This window comes from Planctomycetota bacterium, assembly GCA_035384565.1.
GTDB lineage: Bacteria > Planctomycetota > PUPC01 > DSUN01 > DSUN01 > DAOOIT01.
This window is the reverse complement of record DAOOIT010000024.1, coordinates 65,724-81,085: the sequence shown is the minus strand read 5'-3', so window position 1 is coordinate 81,085 and position 15,362 is coordinate 65,724. Positions and strand designations below refer to the sequence as shown.

General features: G+C 70.3%; 10 protein-coding genes. 4 read left to right on the top strand and 6 right to left on the bottom strand.

The genetic code is table 11. The features are described 5' to 3' along the window. Window positions 1–176: 176 nt before the first annotated feature. Window positions 177–3,431 carry a tetratricopeptide repeat protein gene (locus tag PLE19_10910; GenBank protein ID HPD15453.1) on the bottom strand — a complete coding sequence of 1,085 codons (3,255 nt, stop codon included), beginning with the start codon at window positions 3,429–3,431 and terminating at the stop codon, window positions 177–179. A 364-nt stretch (window positions 3,432–3,795) separates the two neighbouring features. Here PLE19_10910 and PLE19_10905 point away from each other — a divergent pair, with 364 nt between their 5' ends. The 3 genes from PLE19_10905 to PLE19_10895 are packed head-to-tail and all read left to right on the top strand — an operon-like array spanning window position 3,796 to window position 6,394. Next, window positions 3,796–4,797 (top strand): AIR synthase family protein, encoded by a 1,002-nt coding sequence (locus PLE19_10905; GenBank protein HPD15452.1) that lies wholly within the window; start codon window positions 3,796–3,798, stop codon window positions 4,795–4,797. 15 nt (window positions 4,798–4,812) lie between these two features. Continuing rightward, window positions 4,813–5,628, top strand: a complete 816-nt coding sequence (locus tag PLE19_10900) for a sugar phosphate isomerase/epimerase (GenBank protein HPD15451.1) — start codon at window positions 4,813–4,815, stop codon at window positions 5,626–5,628. A gap of 10 nt (window positions 5,629–5,638) precedes the next feature. Then, window positions 5,639–6,394: a polyprenol monophosphomannose synthase gene (locus PLE19_10895; GenBank protein ID HPD15450.1), complete on the top strand. Its 756-nt coding sequence runs from the start codon at window positions 5,639–5,641 to the stop codon at window positions 6,392–6,394. Here the strand turns inward: PLE19_10895 and PLE19_10890 are convergent. The 4 genes from PLE19_10890 to hisG form a co-directional block, all read right to left on the bottom strand. After that, window positions 6,355–7,281 carry a radical SAM protein gene (locus PLE19_10890; protein ID HPD15449.1) on the bottom strand — a complete coding sequence of 309 codons (927 nt, stop codon included), beginning with the start codon at window positions 7,279–7,281 and terminating at the stop codon, window positions 6,355–6,357. The two genes, PLE19_10895 and PLE19_10890, sit on opposite strands and share 40 nt — an antisense overlap. A 70-nt stretch (window positions 7,282–7,351) precedes the next feature. Then, window positions 7,352–8,089 (bottom strand): YebC/PmpR family DNA-binding transcriptional regulator, encoded by a 738-nt coding sequence (locus tag PLE19_10885; GenBank protein ID HPD15448.1) that lies wholly within the window; start codon window positions 8,087–8,089, stop codon window positions 7,352–7,354. Between the two features lie 148 nt (window positions 8,090–8,237). Then, the gene (locus PLE19_10880) at window positions 8,238–10,820 is read right to left on the bottom strand and encodes a tetratricopeptide repeat protein (GenBank protein HPD15447.1); all 2,583 of its coding nucleotides are present in this window, start codon (window positions 10,818–10,820) and stop codon (window positions 8,238–8,240) included. A gap of 19 nt (window positions 10,821–10,839) precedes the next feature. Further along, window positions 10,840–11,706: an ATP phosphoribosyltransferase gene (gene hisG / locus PLE19_10875; GenBank protein ID HPD15446.1), complete on the bottom strand. Its 867-nt coding sequence runs from the start codon at window positions 11,704–11,706 to the stop codon at window positions 10,840–10,842. 177 nt (window positions 11,707–11,883) lie between these two features. Between hisG and PLE19_10870 the strand changes: the two genes are divergently transcribed. Beyond that, window positions 11,884–14,940 carry a PAS domain S-box protein gene (locus PLE19_10870; GenBank protein ID HPD15445.1) on the top strand — a complete coding sequence of 1,019 codons (3,057 nt, stop codon included), beginning with the start codon at window positions 11,884–11,886 and terminating at the stop codon, window positions 14,938–14,940. A gap of 30 nt (window positions 14,941–14,970) precedes the next feature. Here PLE19_10870 and PLE19_10865 read toward each other — a convergent pair whose 3' ends face one another. Beyond that, window positions 14,971–15,351, bottom strand: a complete 381-nt coding sequence (locus tag PLE19_10865; protein HPD15444.1) for a hypothetical protein — start codon at window positions 15,349–15,351, stop codon at window positions 14,971–14,973. Window positions 15,352–15,362 lie beyond the last annotated feature (11 nt).

Sequence of the window (15,362 nt, the reverse complement as noted above, 5' to 3'; positions counted from 1 at the left end):
CTACCCATGCTGTATCACTTCCCTCCTCACAGGGTTGATACAGCATGGACAGGCGACGCCCGCCAGTCGCTCGGTGCAGCGCTCCCGAGTAACCGCCAGGCCCGCCAGGAACCGGCATGCTCACGCCCTGCACCAGCTCAGTCGAGCCAGGATCGCCAGACCCTGAGGAGCCGCCTCTACTGATCGCCCTTGGCCGGCTCGGCCTTGGGTGGGGCAGGGGCCTCGGGCCTGCCGGCGTCGAGCCCTTCGAGCAGCTTCTTCGCCTCGGCAACCGCCTCGCTGTTGGGGAACTTCTTGATCAGCTCGCTGCCGTAGGCGCGCGCGCGGTCGGGGTTGCCGAGCTTGAGGTGGCACTGCATCACCTTGAGGAGCGCGGCAGCCCGCCACTTGTTGTAGGGCGCGACGACCTCGGGGGCCCCCTCGACGTTGTAGTTGATTTCGACGGCGAGGAAACTGGCAAGGGCCTCCTTGAACTTGCCTTGGAGGAAGTCGCACTCGCCCAGACCGTACTGCGCGCGGGCGGCAAGGTCAGTCTTGGTGGCGGCGATGACTTTCTGGAAGGCGTCCTGGGCGTCGGCGTAGGCGCCGAGGTGCTGGCTGGCGAGGCCGATGCCGTAGACGAGGTCGAGCTTCATCTCGCCCTCGGGGTACTTCTCGAGCGTGGCCTTGTGCTGCTTGAGGGCGTCGGCCCACTTGCCCGCGGCCTGCTGGCACTGGGCGATCTGGTAGCGGGCGCGCTCGTCGTACTTGGGCGAGGGCTTGGCGTCGAGGGTCCTGCGGAAAGCGGCCAGGGCCTCGTCGTGCTTGTTCTGCCTCTGGAGGATGAGGCCGGTCATGTAGTGGGCCTCGGCGGCGAAGGCGCTGTCGGGGGCCTCGGCGGCGAAGGCGCTGTCGGGGGCCTTGGCGGTGAGGTCGGCGAAGGCGGCGGCCGCTGCGTCCCACTTCTCGGCGTGGTAGTGGCTCCAGGCGAGCTTATAGAGGGCCTTGGCCAGTTCCTCGCCCTGGGCGGCCTGGGCGCAGGCGGCATAGTGGGCCGCGGCGTCCGCGTACTGCTTGGCATCGAAGGCGTGCTCGCCGAGCAGGAAGTGGGCGCTGGGCGCGAAGCTGCTCTCGGGGAACTCTTTGAGCAGGCGGTTGAGGGCGGCTAGCTTGGCGTCGGGCTTGTTGAGCTTGAGATTGGCCCAGGCCAGGTCGTAGAGCGCGTCGTCCGTGAACTCACCCTTCGGATTCCTGTCGAGGAACGCCTGGAGTGCCTTGGCGGCCTCCTCGTACTGGTCGGCGGCGTAGAGGGCGGAGGCGGCGCGGTAGGCGGCCTCGGTGGCGAGCTTGTGGTTCGGGTAGTCGGCCGCCACGCGGGCGAAGAGCTTGATCGCCTCGGCCGGCTGCTTCTGTTCCATGCGGATGGTGGCGGCGGCGAAGAGGGCCTGGGGCGCGAGGTCGCTCCTGGCGTCCTGGGCGGCGACGGCGGCGAAGGCTTCGAGGGCCTTGTCGAGCTGGCCGAGCTTGCGGTGGGACCATGCCAGCCCGTCGCGGGCGCGGGCGGCGAGCTTGTGGTCGGGCGACTTCTCGAGGAAGGCGGTGAAGTGCTTGAGAGCTTCGTCATAAGCCTTGGTCTCGTAAAGAGCTTCGGCGAGATGCAGGCGCGCCTCGGGAGCGTTGGCGTGGTCGGGGTGCTTGCCGAGGAAGGCGGCCAGGTGCTGGGCGGCGTCGGCGAAGCTCCTGCGGTTGAACTCGAGCAGGCCGAGGTCGAGGAGTGCCAACGCGGCGTACGGGCTCTCGGGGTACTCCTTCAGGCAGCGAGCGTAGAGGGCGGCGGCCGCGTCGGGCTTCTTCTGCTCGTCGGCGATGTGGGCGAGGAGGCAGAGGCCCTCGGGCGCGAGGTCGCTCTTGGGGTGCTCGGCGACGAGCCTGGCGAAAGCCTTGGCCGCGTCGTCGAGCTCGCCCAGGTTGCGGTGGCACCAGCCGAGGCGGTAGAGGGTCCAGGCGGCCTTGTCCGGCCCGTCGGCGGCTCCGGGCGCCTGCGGGCCGAGCTCGGCGAGGCGGAGGAAGGTGGCCTTGGCGTCGGCGTAGGCCTTGTGGGCGAACTGGAAGTCGCCGAGGGCGAAGAGCGTGGGCCTGAAGAGCGGATGATCGGGCGGGTACTTCTTGACAAACTGCTGGGCGGCCTCGATGGCTTCGGGGAGCTTGCCCTGGTCGCGGCGGCAGAAGGCCAGCGCGCTTAGGGCGTCGGCCGCGATGGGCGAATCGGCGTGCTTTTCGACGACTTGGGCGTAGGCCTTCGCCGCCTCGTCGTAGCGCTTGGCCGCGAAGCAGGCCTCGCCGAGGCTGAAGACGACGCGGGGCAGGAGTTCATGTAGGCTGGGAGCCTTCAGCGATTCGGTGAACGCCTCAAGGGCCTCGTCGGGCTTCTTGAGGCGCAGGAGCGCGTGGCCGCGGGCATAGCGGGCCTTCTCGGCAAGGGGGGTGTTGGGCGCGGCGGCGAGCGCGGCGTCGAACGCCTGGAGCGCGCCCTCGGCGTTGCCGGCGCACAGCAGGCTGTTGCCCGCGTCGTAGAGGGCCTGAGGCTTCGCGGGACTCTCGGGGAAGCGGGCGACGGCATCCTGGAACGCCTTCGCGGCTTCGGCGAACTTCTCCTGCTCGAACCAGGCGCGGCCGATGGCGAGCAGCGCATCGTCGCTGAAGTCGCCGGGGAAGTCGTCGAGGACCTTCTTGAATGCGGCGCGGGCCTCGTCGTAGGCCTTCTGCTCGAGGAGGGCCTCGCCGAGGCGGAACTGCGATTCGCCGGCGACGGGCGACTTGGGGAACTTCGCCACCACGGCGCCGAAGGCCTCGGCCGCGCCCTTGTGGTCCTTGAGCTGCGAGCGGCACCAGCCGAGCGAGTAGTGGGCGTAGGGGATGTGCTGGTAGTCGGGGTAATCGGCGATGAGCTGGGCGTAGGCCTTGGCGGCTCGGTCGAACTCCTTGAGCTTGAGCAGGGCCTCGCCCGCGCGGTGGAGGGCGTTGGGCGCGAAGGCGTATTTCGGCGACTTCGCCACGAGATCGAGAAAGGCTTGGGCGCCCTCGGCCGGCTTGTCCAGCTTCAGGTAGCAGTCGCCCAGCAGGTAGAGGGCCTTGGGCAGGTCCTCGCTGGCGGGGAACTCCTTGAGCAGGCGGTTGAAGGCGGCGGCGGCCTCGTCGTAGCGCTGGAGCGCGTGCTGGCACCAGCCCTGGCGATAGAGGGCGAGGGCGGCCTGGGCGAACTGCGGCGTGGTCTTGAGCAGGCGCGCGTAAGTCTCTACGGCCAGCTCGTATTCCTTGCGGGCCATGTAGCCGTTGGCGAGGTTGAAGATCTCGGCTCCCTCGCCGCCGGCAGCGGGCGCAGGCTCCTCGCCGGCGAACGCCGCGGCGGCCAGGGCGGACGCCAGAACCAGATGAATGAGGCGGGAAGTCATGGTCCTTCCTTTCGCGGATCGTGGAGGGGAATCGTATGGGGCCAATGTAGCATGAGGGCAAGCCCGATGCAATCCTGCGGCGGGGCGAAGGCTGTCACGAGGTGTAATTTCTTGTCGGCAATCGCCACGGGGCCGCCCCGTGCGGCCCCGGCCCGCCGCAAAATCTTGCGCAGAAAGCCCTTGCAAATGCCGCGCCGCGCCTTATAATGCCGGCGTTCAGAGAACCGATGCCTGCCGCGCCGCGTGGAGCGCCTCTGAGCCCACCGCAGGCCGGAAGCCCGTGCCACCGCGCACGTTCGCGGTGGTGGCACAGGCATCCCGCCCGTGACGCAAGGGTGCGCGGCAGGGGCGCCTGGGAAGCCCGATGCCGCTGCCCGTTGGGAAGCTGCCGGCCGCCGCTCTGTCCCGGCTCCTCGGCCTGTGCCGGGCCGACCCGCGCGTGATCGTGCGCCCCGGCATCGGACGCGATGCCGCGGCCCTCGCCTTCGGCGCACAGGTGGTGGTGGCCAAGAGCGATCCCATCACCTTCGCCACCGACCGCATCGGCTGGTACGCCGTCAACATCAATGCCAACGACGTGGCCTGCCTGGGCGCGACGCCGCGCTTCTTCCTTGCCACGCTGCTCCTGCCCGAGGGCGCGGCCACCGAGGAGCTGGTCGAGGCGATCTTCCGCGACGTGGCCGCCTCCTGCGAGGCCCTCGACATCACGCTGTGCGGCGGCCACACCGAGGTCACCTACGGCCTCGACCGCCCGCTCGTCATCGGCCACCTGCTCGGCGAGGTGGCGCCCGACCGCCTCGTCGTCAACACCCGCAGCCGCGCGGGCGACGACGTGTTGCTCACCAAAGGCATCGCCATCGAGGGCACGGCCCTCATCGCCCGCGAGCGGGCGACGGAACTGCGGGGCGCCGTGGACCCCGCGCTGCTCGACCGCGCGCGCGGCTACCTCGACACTCCCGGCCTCAGCGTGCTGCGCGACGCGCGCGCCCTGTGCCGCGCCGCGCAGCCCCACGCCCTGCACGACCCCACCGAGGGTGGCCTCGCCACCGGCCTCCACGAGCTGGCCGACGCCGCCGGCCTGGGCATCGAGGTCGAGGCCGACGCCATCACCCTCTTCCCCGAAACCGAGGCCCTCTGCCGCCACTACGGCCTGAACCCCCTGGGCCTCATCGCCTCGGGGGCGCTGCTCGCGGTGACGGCGCCCGGCGACACGGCCGCCGCGCTCGAGGCCCTGACCGCCGACGGCATCGCCGCGCGACGCATCGGCCGCATGACCGAACGGGCCGAGGGCGTCACCATCCGCCGAGGCGGCCAGCGCCAGCCGCTGCCCCGTTTCGATTCCGACGAAGTCGCCAAGCTGTTCTGAAGAGGAGATGCCTCTGTGAAGTTCTGCCTCAACCCGATCACCCTGGGCGAACGCGACTTGCCCACTGCGGTCGAGGCCAGCGCCAAGGCCGGCTTCACCGCCCTGGAGCTCTGGCTGCCCCACGTCGAGAGGTTCGTCGCCGAGGGGCGCCCGGCCGCCGACGCCCGCGCCCTGCTCAAGGACCACGGCCTCGAGGCCGCGGGCGCCTGCTACGTCGCCGGCCTGCTCACCTCGACCGGCGACGCCAAGCGCAAGGCGTTCGACGCCGCCAAGGCCCGCTTCGAGCTCTGCCAGGAGCTCGGCGCGCGGGCCATCGTGTGCGTGGGCGACGGCCCCGCCGCCCCCACCCTCGACGACTACCACACCGCGGCCGAGCAGGCCCGCGAGGTGTGCGACCTCGCCGGCAGCTTCGGCCTCGGCGTGGCCCTCGAGTTCGTCGCCGGCTTCCCCTTCATCGGCACCCTGGCCACCGCCGCCAAAGTGGTGAACGACGCCGACCACCACAACCTCGGCATCCTCTTCGACTGCTTCCACTTCTGGGCCGGCCGCAGCAAGATGGAGGACTTCGACGCCCTCCGCGGCGCCCCCATCGCCTTCGTGCATCTCAACGACGCGCGCTGCCTGCCGCGCGAGCTCCTGCGCGACAGCGACCGCGTGCTGCCCGGCCAGGGCGCCTTCCCGCTCCGCGAGATCGTCCGCCGCATCGCCGCGACCGGCTACGACGGCTATTACTCGCTCGAGCTGTTCAACCCCGAGCTGTGGGCCGCCGACCCGTTCGACGCGGCCGCTCGCTGCCACGAGACCTGCCAGGCATTTGCCGCGGGCCTGTGAGAGCGCGCCCATGCCCCGCACCCTCATCGTGCTGGCCACCTACAACGAGCGCGAGAACCTCCCCGCCCTCGTCCAGGCCCTTCTCGCGCTCGGCCTGCCCGACCTCGACATTCTGGTGGTAGACGACAATTCGCCCGACGGCACCGGCCAGCTCGCCGACGAGCTGGCCGCAACGCACGGCAACATCCGCGTGCTTCACCGCGCGGGCAAGCTCGGCCTCGGCACCGCCCACGTGGCGGCCATGCGCCACGCCATCGAACACGGCTACGACTTCGTGGTGACCATGGACGCCGACTTCTCGCACCACCCGCGCTACCTGCCCGACATCCTGGCCCGCCGCGACGACGCCGACCTCATCCTCGGCTCGCGCTACGTGCCGGGCGGCGGTGTGCGCAACTGGGGCCGGCTGCGGCGGCTCATGAGCTGGGGCGCCAACGCCTACGTGCGCCTTCTCCTCGGCCTCCGGCCGCGCGATTGCAGCGGCGCCTACAAGTGCTACCGCGTCGCCACGCTGCGGCGAGTGGACCTCGATCACATCGTGGCCAAGGGTTATGCGTTCCAGGAGGAGATCACCTGGCGCATGCAGCTCGCCGGCGCGCGCATCGTCGAGGTGCCCATCGTCTTCGAGAATCGCCGGCTGGGGCAGACCAAGATGTCGTGGCGCGAGATCGCCGGCCTCTTCACCACCGTGCTGCGGCTGCGCTGGCGCAAGCTCCGCGGGCGCCTTCACCACTCGAAGGGGTGCGACTGGGCGAAGTCGGGGTGATAGCTCTCGCGGCTCTCGAGGGCCTGGGTCCAGCCGCGCCAGAAGCCGAGCGTCTCGAGCTCCCTCAACACCGCCTCGTACTCGTCGGGCCGCAGGCAGCGGCCCAGATGCGGGTGGCCGGCCACCGCGGGCGTGGGGCGGTACTGGGCCATGAGCGACAGGTACACGTCGGTGGAGAGGTGATCGGCGATCCAGCGGAGGCAGGCGAGGCTGTTCTCCACGTGCCCGGGCAGCACCAGGTGGCGGATGATGAGGCCGCCGACCGCCTGGCCGTCGGCGTCCAGAACCAGACGCGATCCCTTCTGGCGGTACATCTCCCTCAGGGCCTCCGCCGCCACGGCCGGGTAGTCGGGCGCATCGGAGAGCTGCCCCGCCAGCTCCGCATCCAGGTACTTCAGGTCGGGCAGATACACGTCCACCTCGGCTTCGAGCGCGGCCAGCGTGTCGGCCCGGTCGTAGGCGTTGGTGTTCATCACGAAGACGGGCCGCGGCGAGCGCCCGCGGAGGGCAGCGATGAGGGCGCGCATCTGCGGAACGCAGTGGGAGGGCGACACGAAGCCCACGTGCCGCGCGCCGGTGTCGAGCGCGCGCCCGATGCAGGCCACGGCCTGCTCCAGGGTGAGCTCGTGCTCGACGATCGGGCCGCGGTTGCGGCTGATCTGGTGATTCTGGCAGTAGACGCACTGGAGGTTGCAGCGGGTGAAGAAGACGTTGCACAGGCCGCGCTCGCCGCCGAGGACGGGCTCCTCGCCGCGGTGGAGGCAGATCGAGCCGACATGGAAGCCGGCCCCGGTGCGGCAGTAGCCGAGCGGCCCGTCGGCCCGCCGCGCGCCGCAGGCGCGCGGGCAGAGCGAGCAGCGCTGGGATTCGCGCGGGGCAGTGCTCATGGCGGGGCGCTCAGGCGTCGGGCCTCGGAGGGAGGCCCGAACGCCGAACCCTCGTTGCGGCAGCGGGCGGCTACTTGGCCGCCGTGGCCTCGGTCTGGGCATCGAAGTTGGTGTAGACGTTCTGCACGTCGTCGTGGTCCTCGAGCTCCTCGAGGAGGTTCATGACCTTCTGCGCGGCCTCGCCTTCCAGCTTGATGAGCTGCTGGGGCAGCCGCGTGAGCTCGGCGACCTCGGGGGTGAGGCCGCGGTCGGCCAGGGCCTGCTTGACCCGGTTGAACTCTTGCGGCGACGTGGTGATCTCGTACGTGTCGCCGCTGCGCACCAGGTCGTCGGCGCCGGCATTGAGGACCAACTCCATCAGCTCGTCCTCCGCGATGGCGTCGGCGGGCAGGGTGATGAGGCCCTTGGCCTCGAACATCCAGGCGACCGAGCCCTCCATCTTGCCGCCGCGGGTCGAGAAGATCTTGCGGAGCTCGGAGGCCGTGCGGTTGCGGCTGTCGGTCACCACGTCCACAAGCAGGGCGACGCCGTGGGGGCCATAGCCTTCGTAGGTCAGGCGCTCGTAGGTGATGCCGGGCAGCTCGCCCGTGCCGCGCTTGATGGCGCGTTCGATGTTGTCTTTGGGCACGTTGGCGGCCTTGGCGGCGTCAATGGCGGCCCGGAGCGAGAAATTGGCGTCGGGGTCGCCGCCGCCCTGCTGGGCGGCCATGATAATGTCCTTGGCCAGCTTCGAGAAGAGCTTGCCCTTCTTGGCGTCGGTGGCGGCCTTCTTGTGTTTGATCGTAGCCCAATGCGAGTGACCGGACATTTCGGGACCTCCTGAGACGGGTCGTGCGGGGAGACCGGGCGAAGGACCGGGCGCTACCGGCGCCGGAGCTTCGCGTGAGCCCAGTCCCGGGGAGGGGGCTTTCTGCGGGCGGAGCGGCGCCAGGGGCCGCCGGGCGGCAGAGGATGGCTCATGGCTTCTCGCCCTTCTCGGGCGCCTTGGGAGGCGCGGGGGGCTCGGTGTCCTTGAGCTTCTGGGCGACGCCTTCGATCTCGGGGTCGAGGAGGAGGGCCTGGGCCCAGGCCTCGCGGGCCTCGGCGAGCTTGCCCAGCTTGTGATAGGCGTCGCCGAGGTGGTCGCGGATGACGGCGTCCTCCTCATGGCGGACCGCGCGCAGGAGAAGCTCGAGCGCCTCCTGGTGCTTGCCCTGCTGGTAGTAGGCCCAGCCGAGGCTGTCGAGATAGGCGCCGTTGAGCGGCTCGTAGTGCAGGGCCTTCTTCACCAGGTCCACGGCCTGGTCGAGGCTCTTGGCGCGCTCGGCGTAGAAGTAGCCCAGGTGGTTGAGCACCGAGGGGTTGGTCGGCTCGGCCTTGTAGGCTTCGAGGAGCACCTTCTCGCTCTCGTCGTGGCGCTTGAGGTCGTCGAGCAGCGAGGCGAGCACGAGCTGGTAGTCGGCGCGCTTGGCCGCCGGGGCGAGCTGGATGGCGCGCTGGATGGCGTCGAGGGCCTTGGCCAGGTCCTTCTCGCCGGCGTAGAGTCCGGCGAGGTCGCGGTAGATCTCGGCCTTGTGGGTCGGGGTGCCGCGCTGCTCCCTCTCGAGCGTGGCGAGCGCCTCGGTGAGAAGCTGGATGGCCTGGAGCTTGTTCTGCTTGCCGAGGTCGGGCTGCCCGCTGCGGGTCTGGGCCACGCCCAGGCGATAGAGGATTCGGGCGCGGGCCTCGCCGCCCCCGGTGGCGTCCAGATAGCTCTTGGTGTGCGCGGCCGCGCGGCTCCAGTCGCCCAGCATCTGGTAGCACTGGGCCAGGTGGAGATGGGCGAGCGACTGCTTGGGGTCCAGGCGCAAGGCTTCGAGGAGGTGCTCGGTGGCGGTCTTCGGCTGGTTGCGCTGGAGGTCCATCTCGCCGAGCTGCAACTGCACGGCGGCCCGGGCTGCATCGTTGCGGCTGGCCTCGGCGAGGTCGAGAAGCAGCTTGGCGGCGCGCTCGCGGGCCGCCTCGGCCGCCTCGGCCTTGCCGGCGCACGCCAGGCAGGTGGACATTTCGTAGAGGGCCGCGGCTGCGGCGAACGATTTGCTGTCCTTCTCCAGGTACTTCTCGAGGGTGGCGGCGGCCTCGGTCCAGTTCTGGACCCGCTTGTAGCCGCCGGCGAGGAGAAGGAGTTTCCTGGGGTCGGCATCGTCGAGTTGCTGGGCGATGAGCAGGTAGCCGAGGGCCTTGTCGGGCTGCTTGTCGTTGTAGTAGAGCTCGGCGAGGCTCAGGTGGAGCTGGGCCTCGGTGGCCTTGTTCTGGCTCTTGCCGACGGCCGCGGCCAGGAGCCCGAAGGCCTGGGCCTTGCGCTCCTTGGCCAGGTCCGCCTTGCCGGCCTGCTCGTAGACTTGCGCGAGGTCGAACACGGCCTCGGCATCGGCGGGGCCGAGTTCGCGGTCCTTGAGGAACTCTTCGAGGACGGCCGCCGCCCTGTCCCACTGGTAGAGTTCCGCATAGCAGTCGGCCACGCGGGTCAGCAGGTCACGGCGCCGAGGCTCGGCGGCGAGGGCCTTGCGGAAGGCGTCGGCGGCCTTCTCCATCTCCTCGTGCTTGGCGTAGAGGGCGGCGAGGCGGAGGAAGCCCTCGGCCGGCGGGTTCTTGCGGCTGGCGAGGATCTTGAGGCGCCACTCGATGGCGCGAGGCAGGTCGCCGGCCTCCTCGAAATGCTCGGCGAGAAACTCCTTCTGGGTCTCGGTGCGGGCCGACGCGACGCTGGCGGCGCGCTCGAGGGTGCGGAGCATCTCGTCCGTGCGCCCGGCGGCCTGGTAGGCGAGGGCCAGGGCTTCGAGGGTGGCCGGATCGTCGGAGTTTGCCGCTGTCGCCTCATGGCGGCGCAGGGCCTCGGCGCGCTCGGCCTCGGTGAGCTGGCCGTAGGCGGCGGCCACGTCGTCCACCGCGGGCTCCTCCGACGAGGTGCGGCGGATGACCTCGCGGAAGCTGGCCAGCGCGTCCTCGTAGAGCTTCGACTTGAGTTGCAGGATGCCGAGGGCGAGGTAGCTCTTGCGGTCGCGGTAGCCGCAATCGAGCAGGTACTGGTACCACTTGATCGCGTTCTTGTAGTCGCCCTGGCGCTCGTAGATCCAGGCGATGCGCTGGACGAGGCCCTCGTGGTTTCTGGGGCGCTTGGCGGCGCGGGCGGCGGCCTCGAGCTCGTCGAGGGCCTTGTCGCGCGCACCCATGGCGTTGTAGACGAAGGCGAGGGTCTCGTGCGCCGGGCCATTCTCAGGGTCGAGCTCGAGGGCGCGCTTGAGTGCGGCGGCGGCCTCCTGGCTCTTGCCGAGGCGGTAGTGGCAGAAGCCCATCTCGAAGTACGCCTCGGCCGACTCCTTGTCGCGCGCCACCACCTGGGCGAACTTCTCGATCGCCTCGGCGTACTTCTCCTGGAGCTTGAGCTGCACTCCTTCGGCGAAGAGCACGAGGGTCTCGGCCGCGACCGGCGGGGCCTCGGCCTTCGCGGGAGGGGCTTCGGCGGCCTGGGCCCGCAGGCACAGGAGCGTCAGCACGAGGGGGGCGGCGATGCGGAGCACGCGACGGCCTCCGGAGGGTTCACGGGATGATCTTGTTCAGCGGCAGCTCGATGATGCCTTCGGCCCCCGCGCGTTTGAGCTCGGGGATCAGGTGGCGCACCACGTTCTCATCCACGATGGTCTCCAGCGCGTACCAGCCCTCCTCCGAGAGCTGCGAAATGGTGGGCTTGCGCAGCGCGGGCAGGATGGCGCACACGGCGTCGAGGCTCTCCTGCGGCGCGTTGAGCTTCAGGCACACCTTCTCACGGGCCACGATGGCGCCCTGCACGAGGAGGTGGATGCTCTCGATCTTCGAGCGCTTCCAGGGGTCATCCCACGCCTTCGGGTTGGCGATGAGCACGGTGACTGACTCCATCACCGTGTCCACGATGCGCAGCTTGTGGGCGCGAAGGCTCGAGCCGGTCTCGGTGAGTTCCACGATCGCGTCCACCAGGTTCGCCTTAGCCTCGGTGGCGCCCCATGAGAACTCGACCTTCGCCTCGATCCCCTTGGCGGCCAGATACTTGCGCGTGGTGCCCACCAGCTCGGTGGCGATGAGCTTGCCCTGGAGGTCCTCGGCCCTCTGGACCGGCGAGTCCTCGGGCACGGCGAGCACCCAGCGCACGGGGCTCAGGCGCTGCTTGGCGTAGCGCAGCTCGCCCACCTCCACCACGCGGGCGTCGTTCTCCACCACCCAGTCGCGGCCCGTCAGGCCCGCGTCCAGCACGCCATCCTGTACGTAGCGCGCCATCTCCTGGGCGCGGAACAGCACCAGGTTGAGTTCCGGGTCGTCCACCGACGGAAAGTAGGACCTGCTGCCGCACGCCACGTGGAAGCCCGCCTTCCCCATGAGCTCGAAAGTGGCGTCCTGGAGGCTTCCCTTGGGCAATCCGAGTACCAGCTTCATCGCTTCCGCCTGTCTCCTTGGGAATCGGGGGACGTGGATGGCAGCCAAAGGAAACCGCATGATACCAACTTCGGCGGGGAGCGGCAAGAGTTTTTTGTGCACCGATTGACGCTGAGGGGCCACACAGGCTATAATCAGGAAACGAGGCCACGGGTCCATCCCTCAGGAGGCAGGCGCGTGTCACGAGGCCCGGCGGGGCAGAGCGCATCGCCGCCGGCCCCCGGCAGCGGGGACCGGGGCAGCACGGGCATGCTTGCCGCGCTGTATCAGACGCTCGTCGAGGCTTCCGACGACATCATCTTCGTGATCGACCGCGAGGACCGCGTGCGCTACGTGAACCCCGCGGCCGCGTCCCTCTTCGGCTGCGCCCCGGAGGCCCTCATCGGCAGGCCGCGGGCCGAGCTCTTCCCGCCCGCCATCGCGCGAGCCCAGCAGCGCAGCCTTCAGCACGCCTTCTGCACCGGCGAGCCCTATTCGCGCAACGATCGCATCATCTACCCCGCCGGCTCCACCTGGATCAGCACACGGCTGATCCCCCTTCGGGATGCGGAGGGGCAGGTCACCATGGTCCTGGGCGTCTCCCGCGACCTGATGCGCAGCCAGGAAACCGCCGGGGACGCACTCCGGGCCTCCGAGGCCAGCTACCGCGAGATCTTCAACGCCGTGCAGGACGGGGTGTTCGTGCACGACGCCGGCACGGGCGAGATTCTGGACGCCAACCTCACCCTGTGCGAGCTCTACGGCTACACGCTGGAGGAGCTCCGCGGCCGGCGGGCCGGCGCGTTCAGCTCGGGCGATCCGCCCTTCACGCCGGCAGCGGCCTACGAGCGCTTCCGCCGCGCCGCCGAAGGCGAGCCGCAGCTCTTCGAGTGGCGCGTGCGGAACAAGTCGGGCGTGCCCTTCTGGGTGGAGGTGAGCCTCAAGTGCGCCACCATCGGCGGCCGCGCGTGCGTGCTCGCCATGGTGCGCGACATCTCCGAGCGCAAGGCGCGCGAGGAGCGCCTTCGCCTGCTCTCGTCGGCCGTGGCCCAGAGCTCCGAAGGCATCGCCGTGGCGGACCTCCAGGGCCGCATCCTCTTCATCAACGAGGCCTTCGCCGCCATGCACGGCTATCGCCCCGACGAGGCGATGGGCCGGCATCTCTCCATCTTCCACACCCCGGAGCAGATGCGGGCCGTGGAGGCCGACCTCCGACAGATCCTGGCGACCGGCTCGTCCGTGGGAGAGGTGTGGCACGCGCGGCGCGATGGCACGCCATTCCCCTCCCTGATGCACAACGCGCTCGTGCGCAACGACGCCGGCGAGCCCGCCGGCATCGTGGCCACGATGCGCGACATCACCGAGCAGAAGACGGCCGAGGCCGCGCTCCGCGCCTCCGAGGCGCGATTCCGCGCCATCTTCGAGCAGGCTTCCGACGGAGTCGTGCTCTACGACGCGCGCACGCGCGAAATGGTGGAGTTCAACGACAAGGCCCTCCAGATCGTCGGCTACTCGCGCGACGAGTTCGCGAAGATCACGATCCAGGACATTGAGGCCGTCGAGTCGCCCGAAGAAGTGGCCGTCCACGTGGGCCGGATCGTCGAGCGAGGCGGCGACATCTTCGACACCCGCCTGCGCACGAAGGGCGGCGCCGTGCGCGACGTGCAGGTGAGCGCGCGGCCCGTCGCGCTGGGCGGCCGGGGCTTCGTGCTGGCCATCTGGCGCGATGTCACCGAGCAACGGAGGGCCGAAGAGGCGCTGCGCGTGGCCGAGCTCCAGTACCGCTCGACCCTCGACTCTCTGGCCGACGCCGTGCACGTGGTGGATACCGACCTGCGGCTGGTGCTGATCAACCGCCGCTTCGAGGGTTGGGTGCGGGAGCTGGGACTTCACATCGAGGCCAGGCCCGGCACCCCGCTCTTCGAAGTGTTCCCCTTCCTCCCGCCGCGGGTCCGCGACGAGTACGCCCTCGTGTTCGAGACGGCCGAGACGCTGGTCACCGAAGAGACCAGCGCCCTCGGCGGCCGGGAGGTCACCACCGAGACCCGCAAGATCCCCATCCTCGAAGGCTCGCGCGTGGTCCGCGTGGTCACCGTCATCCACGACATCACCGAGCGGCGGCGGCTGGAGGCCGAGGCGCTCAAGGCCCAGAAGCTCGACTCCATCGGCCTGCTGGCGGGGGGCATCGCGCACGACTTCAACAACCTGCTCGCCGGCGTGCTCACTCACCTGGCCGTGGCGCGCCAGCGCTCGCCGCGCCAGGGCGCGCTCACGCGCGCGCTGGCCGAGGCCACCCGCGCCGCGCTGCGCGCCCAGGGCCTCACCCAGCGCCTCCTCACCTTCTCGGCTGGCGGCGCCCCCGTGCGCCAGCCCGTGGTCCTCGGCCCGATCCTGCGCGAGACGGCCGACCTCGTGCTGCCCGGCTCCGGCACCCGTTGCGACCTCGACATCCCCGACGACCTGTGGCCCGCCCTCGCCGACGCGCAGCAGATCGGCCAGGTCTTCCAGAACCTCCTCCTCAATGCGCGCCAGGCCATGCCCGGCGGCGGCACCGTGCACGTCGAGGCGCGGAACTTCGTGGTGGACCAGACCCACCTGCTCCCCCTGGCCGAGGGGCGCTACCTGCGTGTCACCGTGCGCGACCACGGGCCCGGCATCCCGCGCGAACTGCTGCCGCGAATGTTCGAGCCGTTCTTCTCCACCAAGGAGGGCGGCACCGGGCTCGGCCTCGCCGCCTCCTACGCCATCGTGAAGAAGCATAAGGGCTGCATCGAAGTCCAGTCCGAGCCCGGGTCCGGCACCCTCTTCCTCGTCTACCTTCCCGCCGCCGACGCGCTCCCCGCACCGCCGACCGCCGAACACGCGGCCCCAGGGAGGGTCCTGCTGATGGACGACGACGAGATCATCCGGCGGGGCGCCCGGCGCCTCCTGCGCGACCACGGCTACGAGGTGGAGTGCGCACGCGACGGGGCCCAGGCCGTGGAACTCTATGCCCAAGCCCGGGACGCCGGCCGCCCGTTCGACGTTGTGATTCTCGACCTCACGGTGCCCGACGGCATGGGGGGCGAGGAGTGCCTGGAGCGCCTGCGCGCGTTGGACCCCGGCGTCAAGGCCGTTGTGTGCAGCGGCTACTCTGACGAGGCCGTGCTCGCCCGCTACCGCGAACACGGCTTCCAGGCCGTGGTGCGCAAGCCGTACGCCATCGAGGAACTGAACGCCGTGCTCCGCGGCCTCATCGGGGGCGAGGCGCGATAGGCGAGCGCCCTGCGTGGGGCGACGACCCTGCTACGGCGCAGAGCGCTTGCGCCCCGTCGGCACGGCTCGGGGCAGGCGAGAGTTCGCCGGGGCGCGAACGGCGTCTTGAAGCTCGCGGATCTCGTCGGCGTAGGCCTCGATCTCCTCGGGCGTCATGCCCAGGCGCGGCGGCACGTAGTCGGGCAGGCTGCTCACGTAGGGGCAGTCGGGGGGGAACACGCCCAGGCGAATCCCCATCTCCACGGGCAGGCAGTCAGGGTTCACGGCGTGGCGGCGCTCGTAGACCGTGCACAGGCGCGTCGCCTCGTCCAGGTACGGGCAGGGGAACGGGGTGTAGACGATCTCCCCGTTGAGGATGAGCTTGGCGTAGCAGCATCGGCCGCAGCGTCGGCAGAGGTCGGGGTCGGGCATAGGGCCTCGGG

Coding starts and splice junctions, on each gene's coding strand:
- PLE19_10890 (HPD15449.1), bottom strand. CDS start 7,281: ATGAGCACTGCCCCGCGCGAATCCCAGCGCTGCTCGCTCTGCCCGCGC.
- PLE19_10865 (HPD15444.1), bottom strand. CDS start 15,351: ATGCCCGACCCCGACCTCTGCCGACGCTGCGGCCGATGCTGCTACGCC.
- PLE19_10905 (HPD15452.1), top strand. CDS start 3,796: ATGCCGCTGCCCGTTGGGAAGCTGCCGGCCGCCGCTCTGTCCCGGCTC.
- PLE19_10885 (HPD15448.1), bottom strand. CDS start 8,089: ATGTCCGGTCACTCGCATTGGGCTACGATCAAACACAAGAAGGCCGCC.
- PLE19_10910 (HPD15453.1), bottom strand. CDS start 3,431: ATGACTTCCCGCCTCATTCATCTGGTTCTGGCGTCCGCCCTGGCCGCC.
- hisG (HPD15446.1), bottom strand. CDS start 11,706: ATGAAGCTGGTACTCGGATTGCCCAAGGGAAGCCTCCAGGACGCCACT.
- PLE19_10895 (HPD15450.1), top strand. CDS start 5,639: ATGCCCCGCACCCTCATCGTGCTGGCCACCTACAACGAGCGCGAGAAC.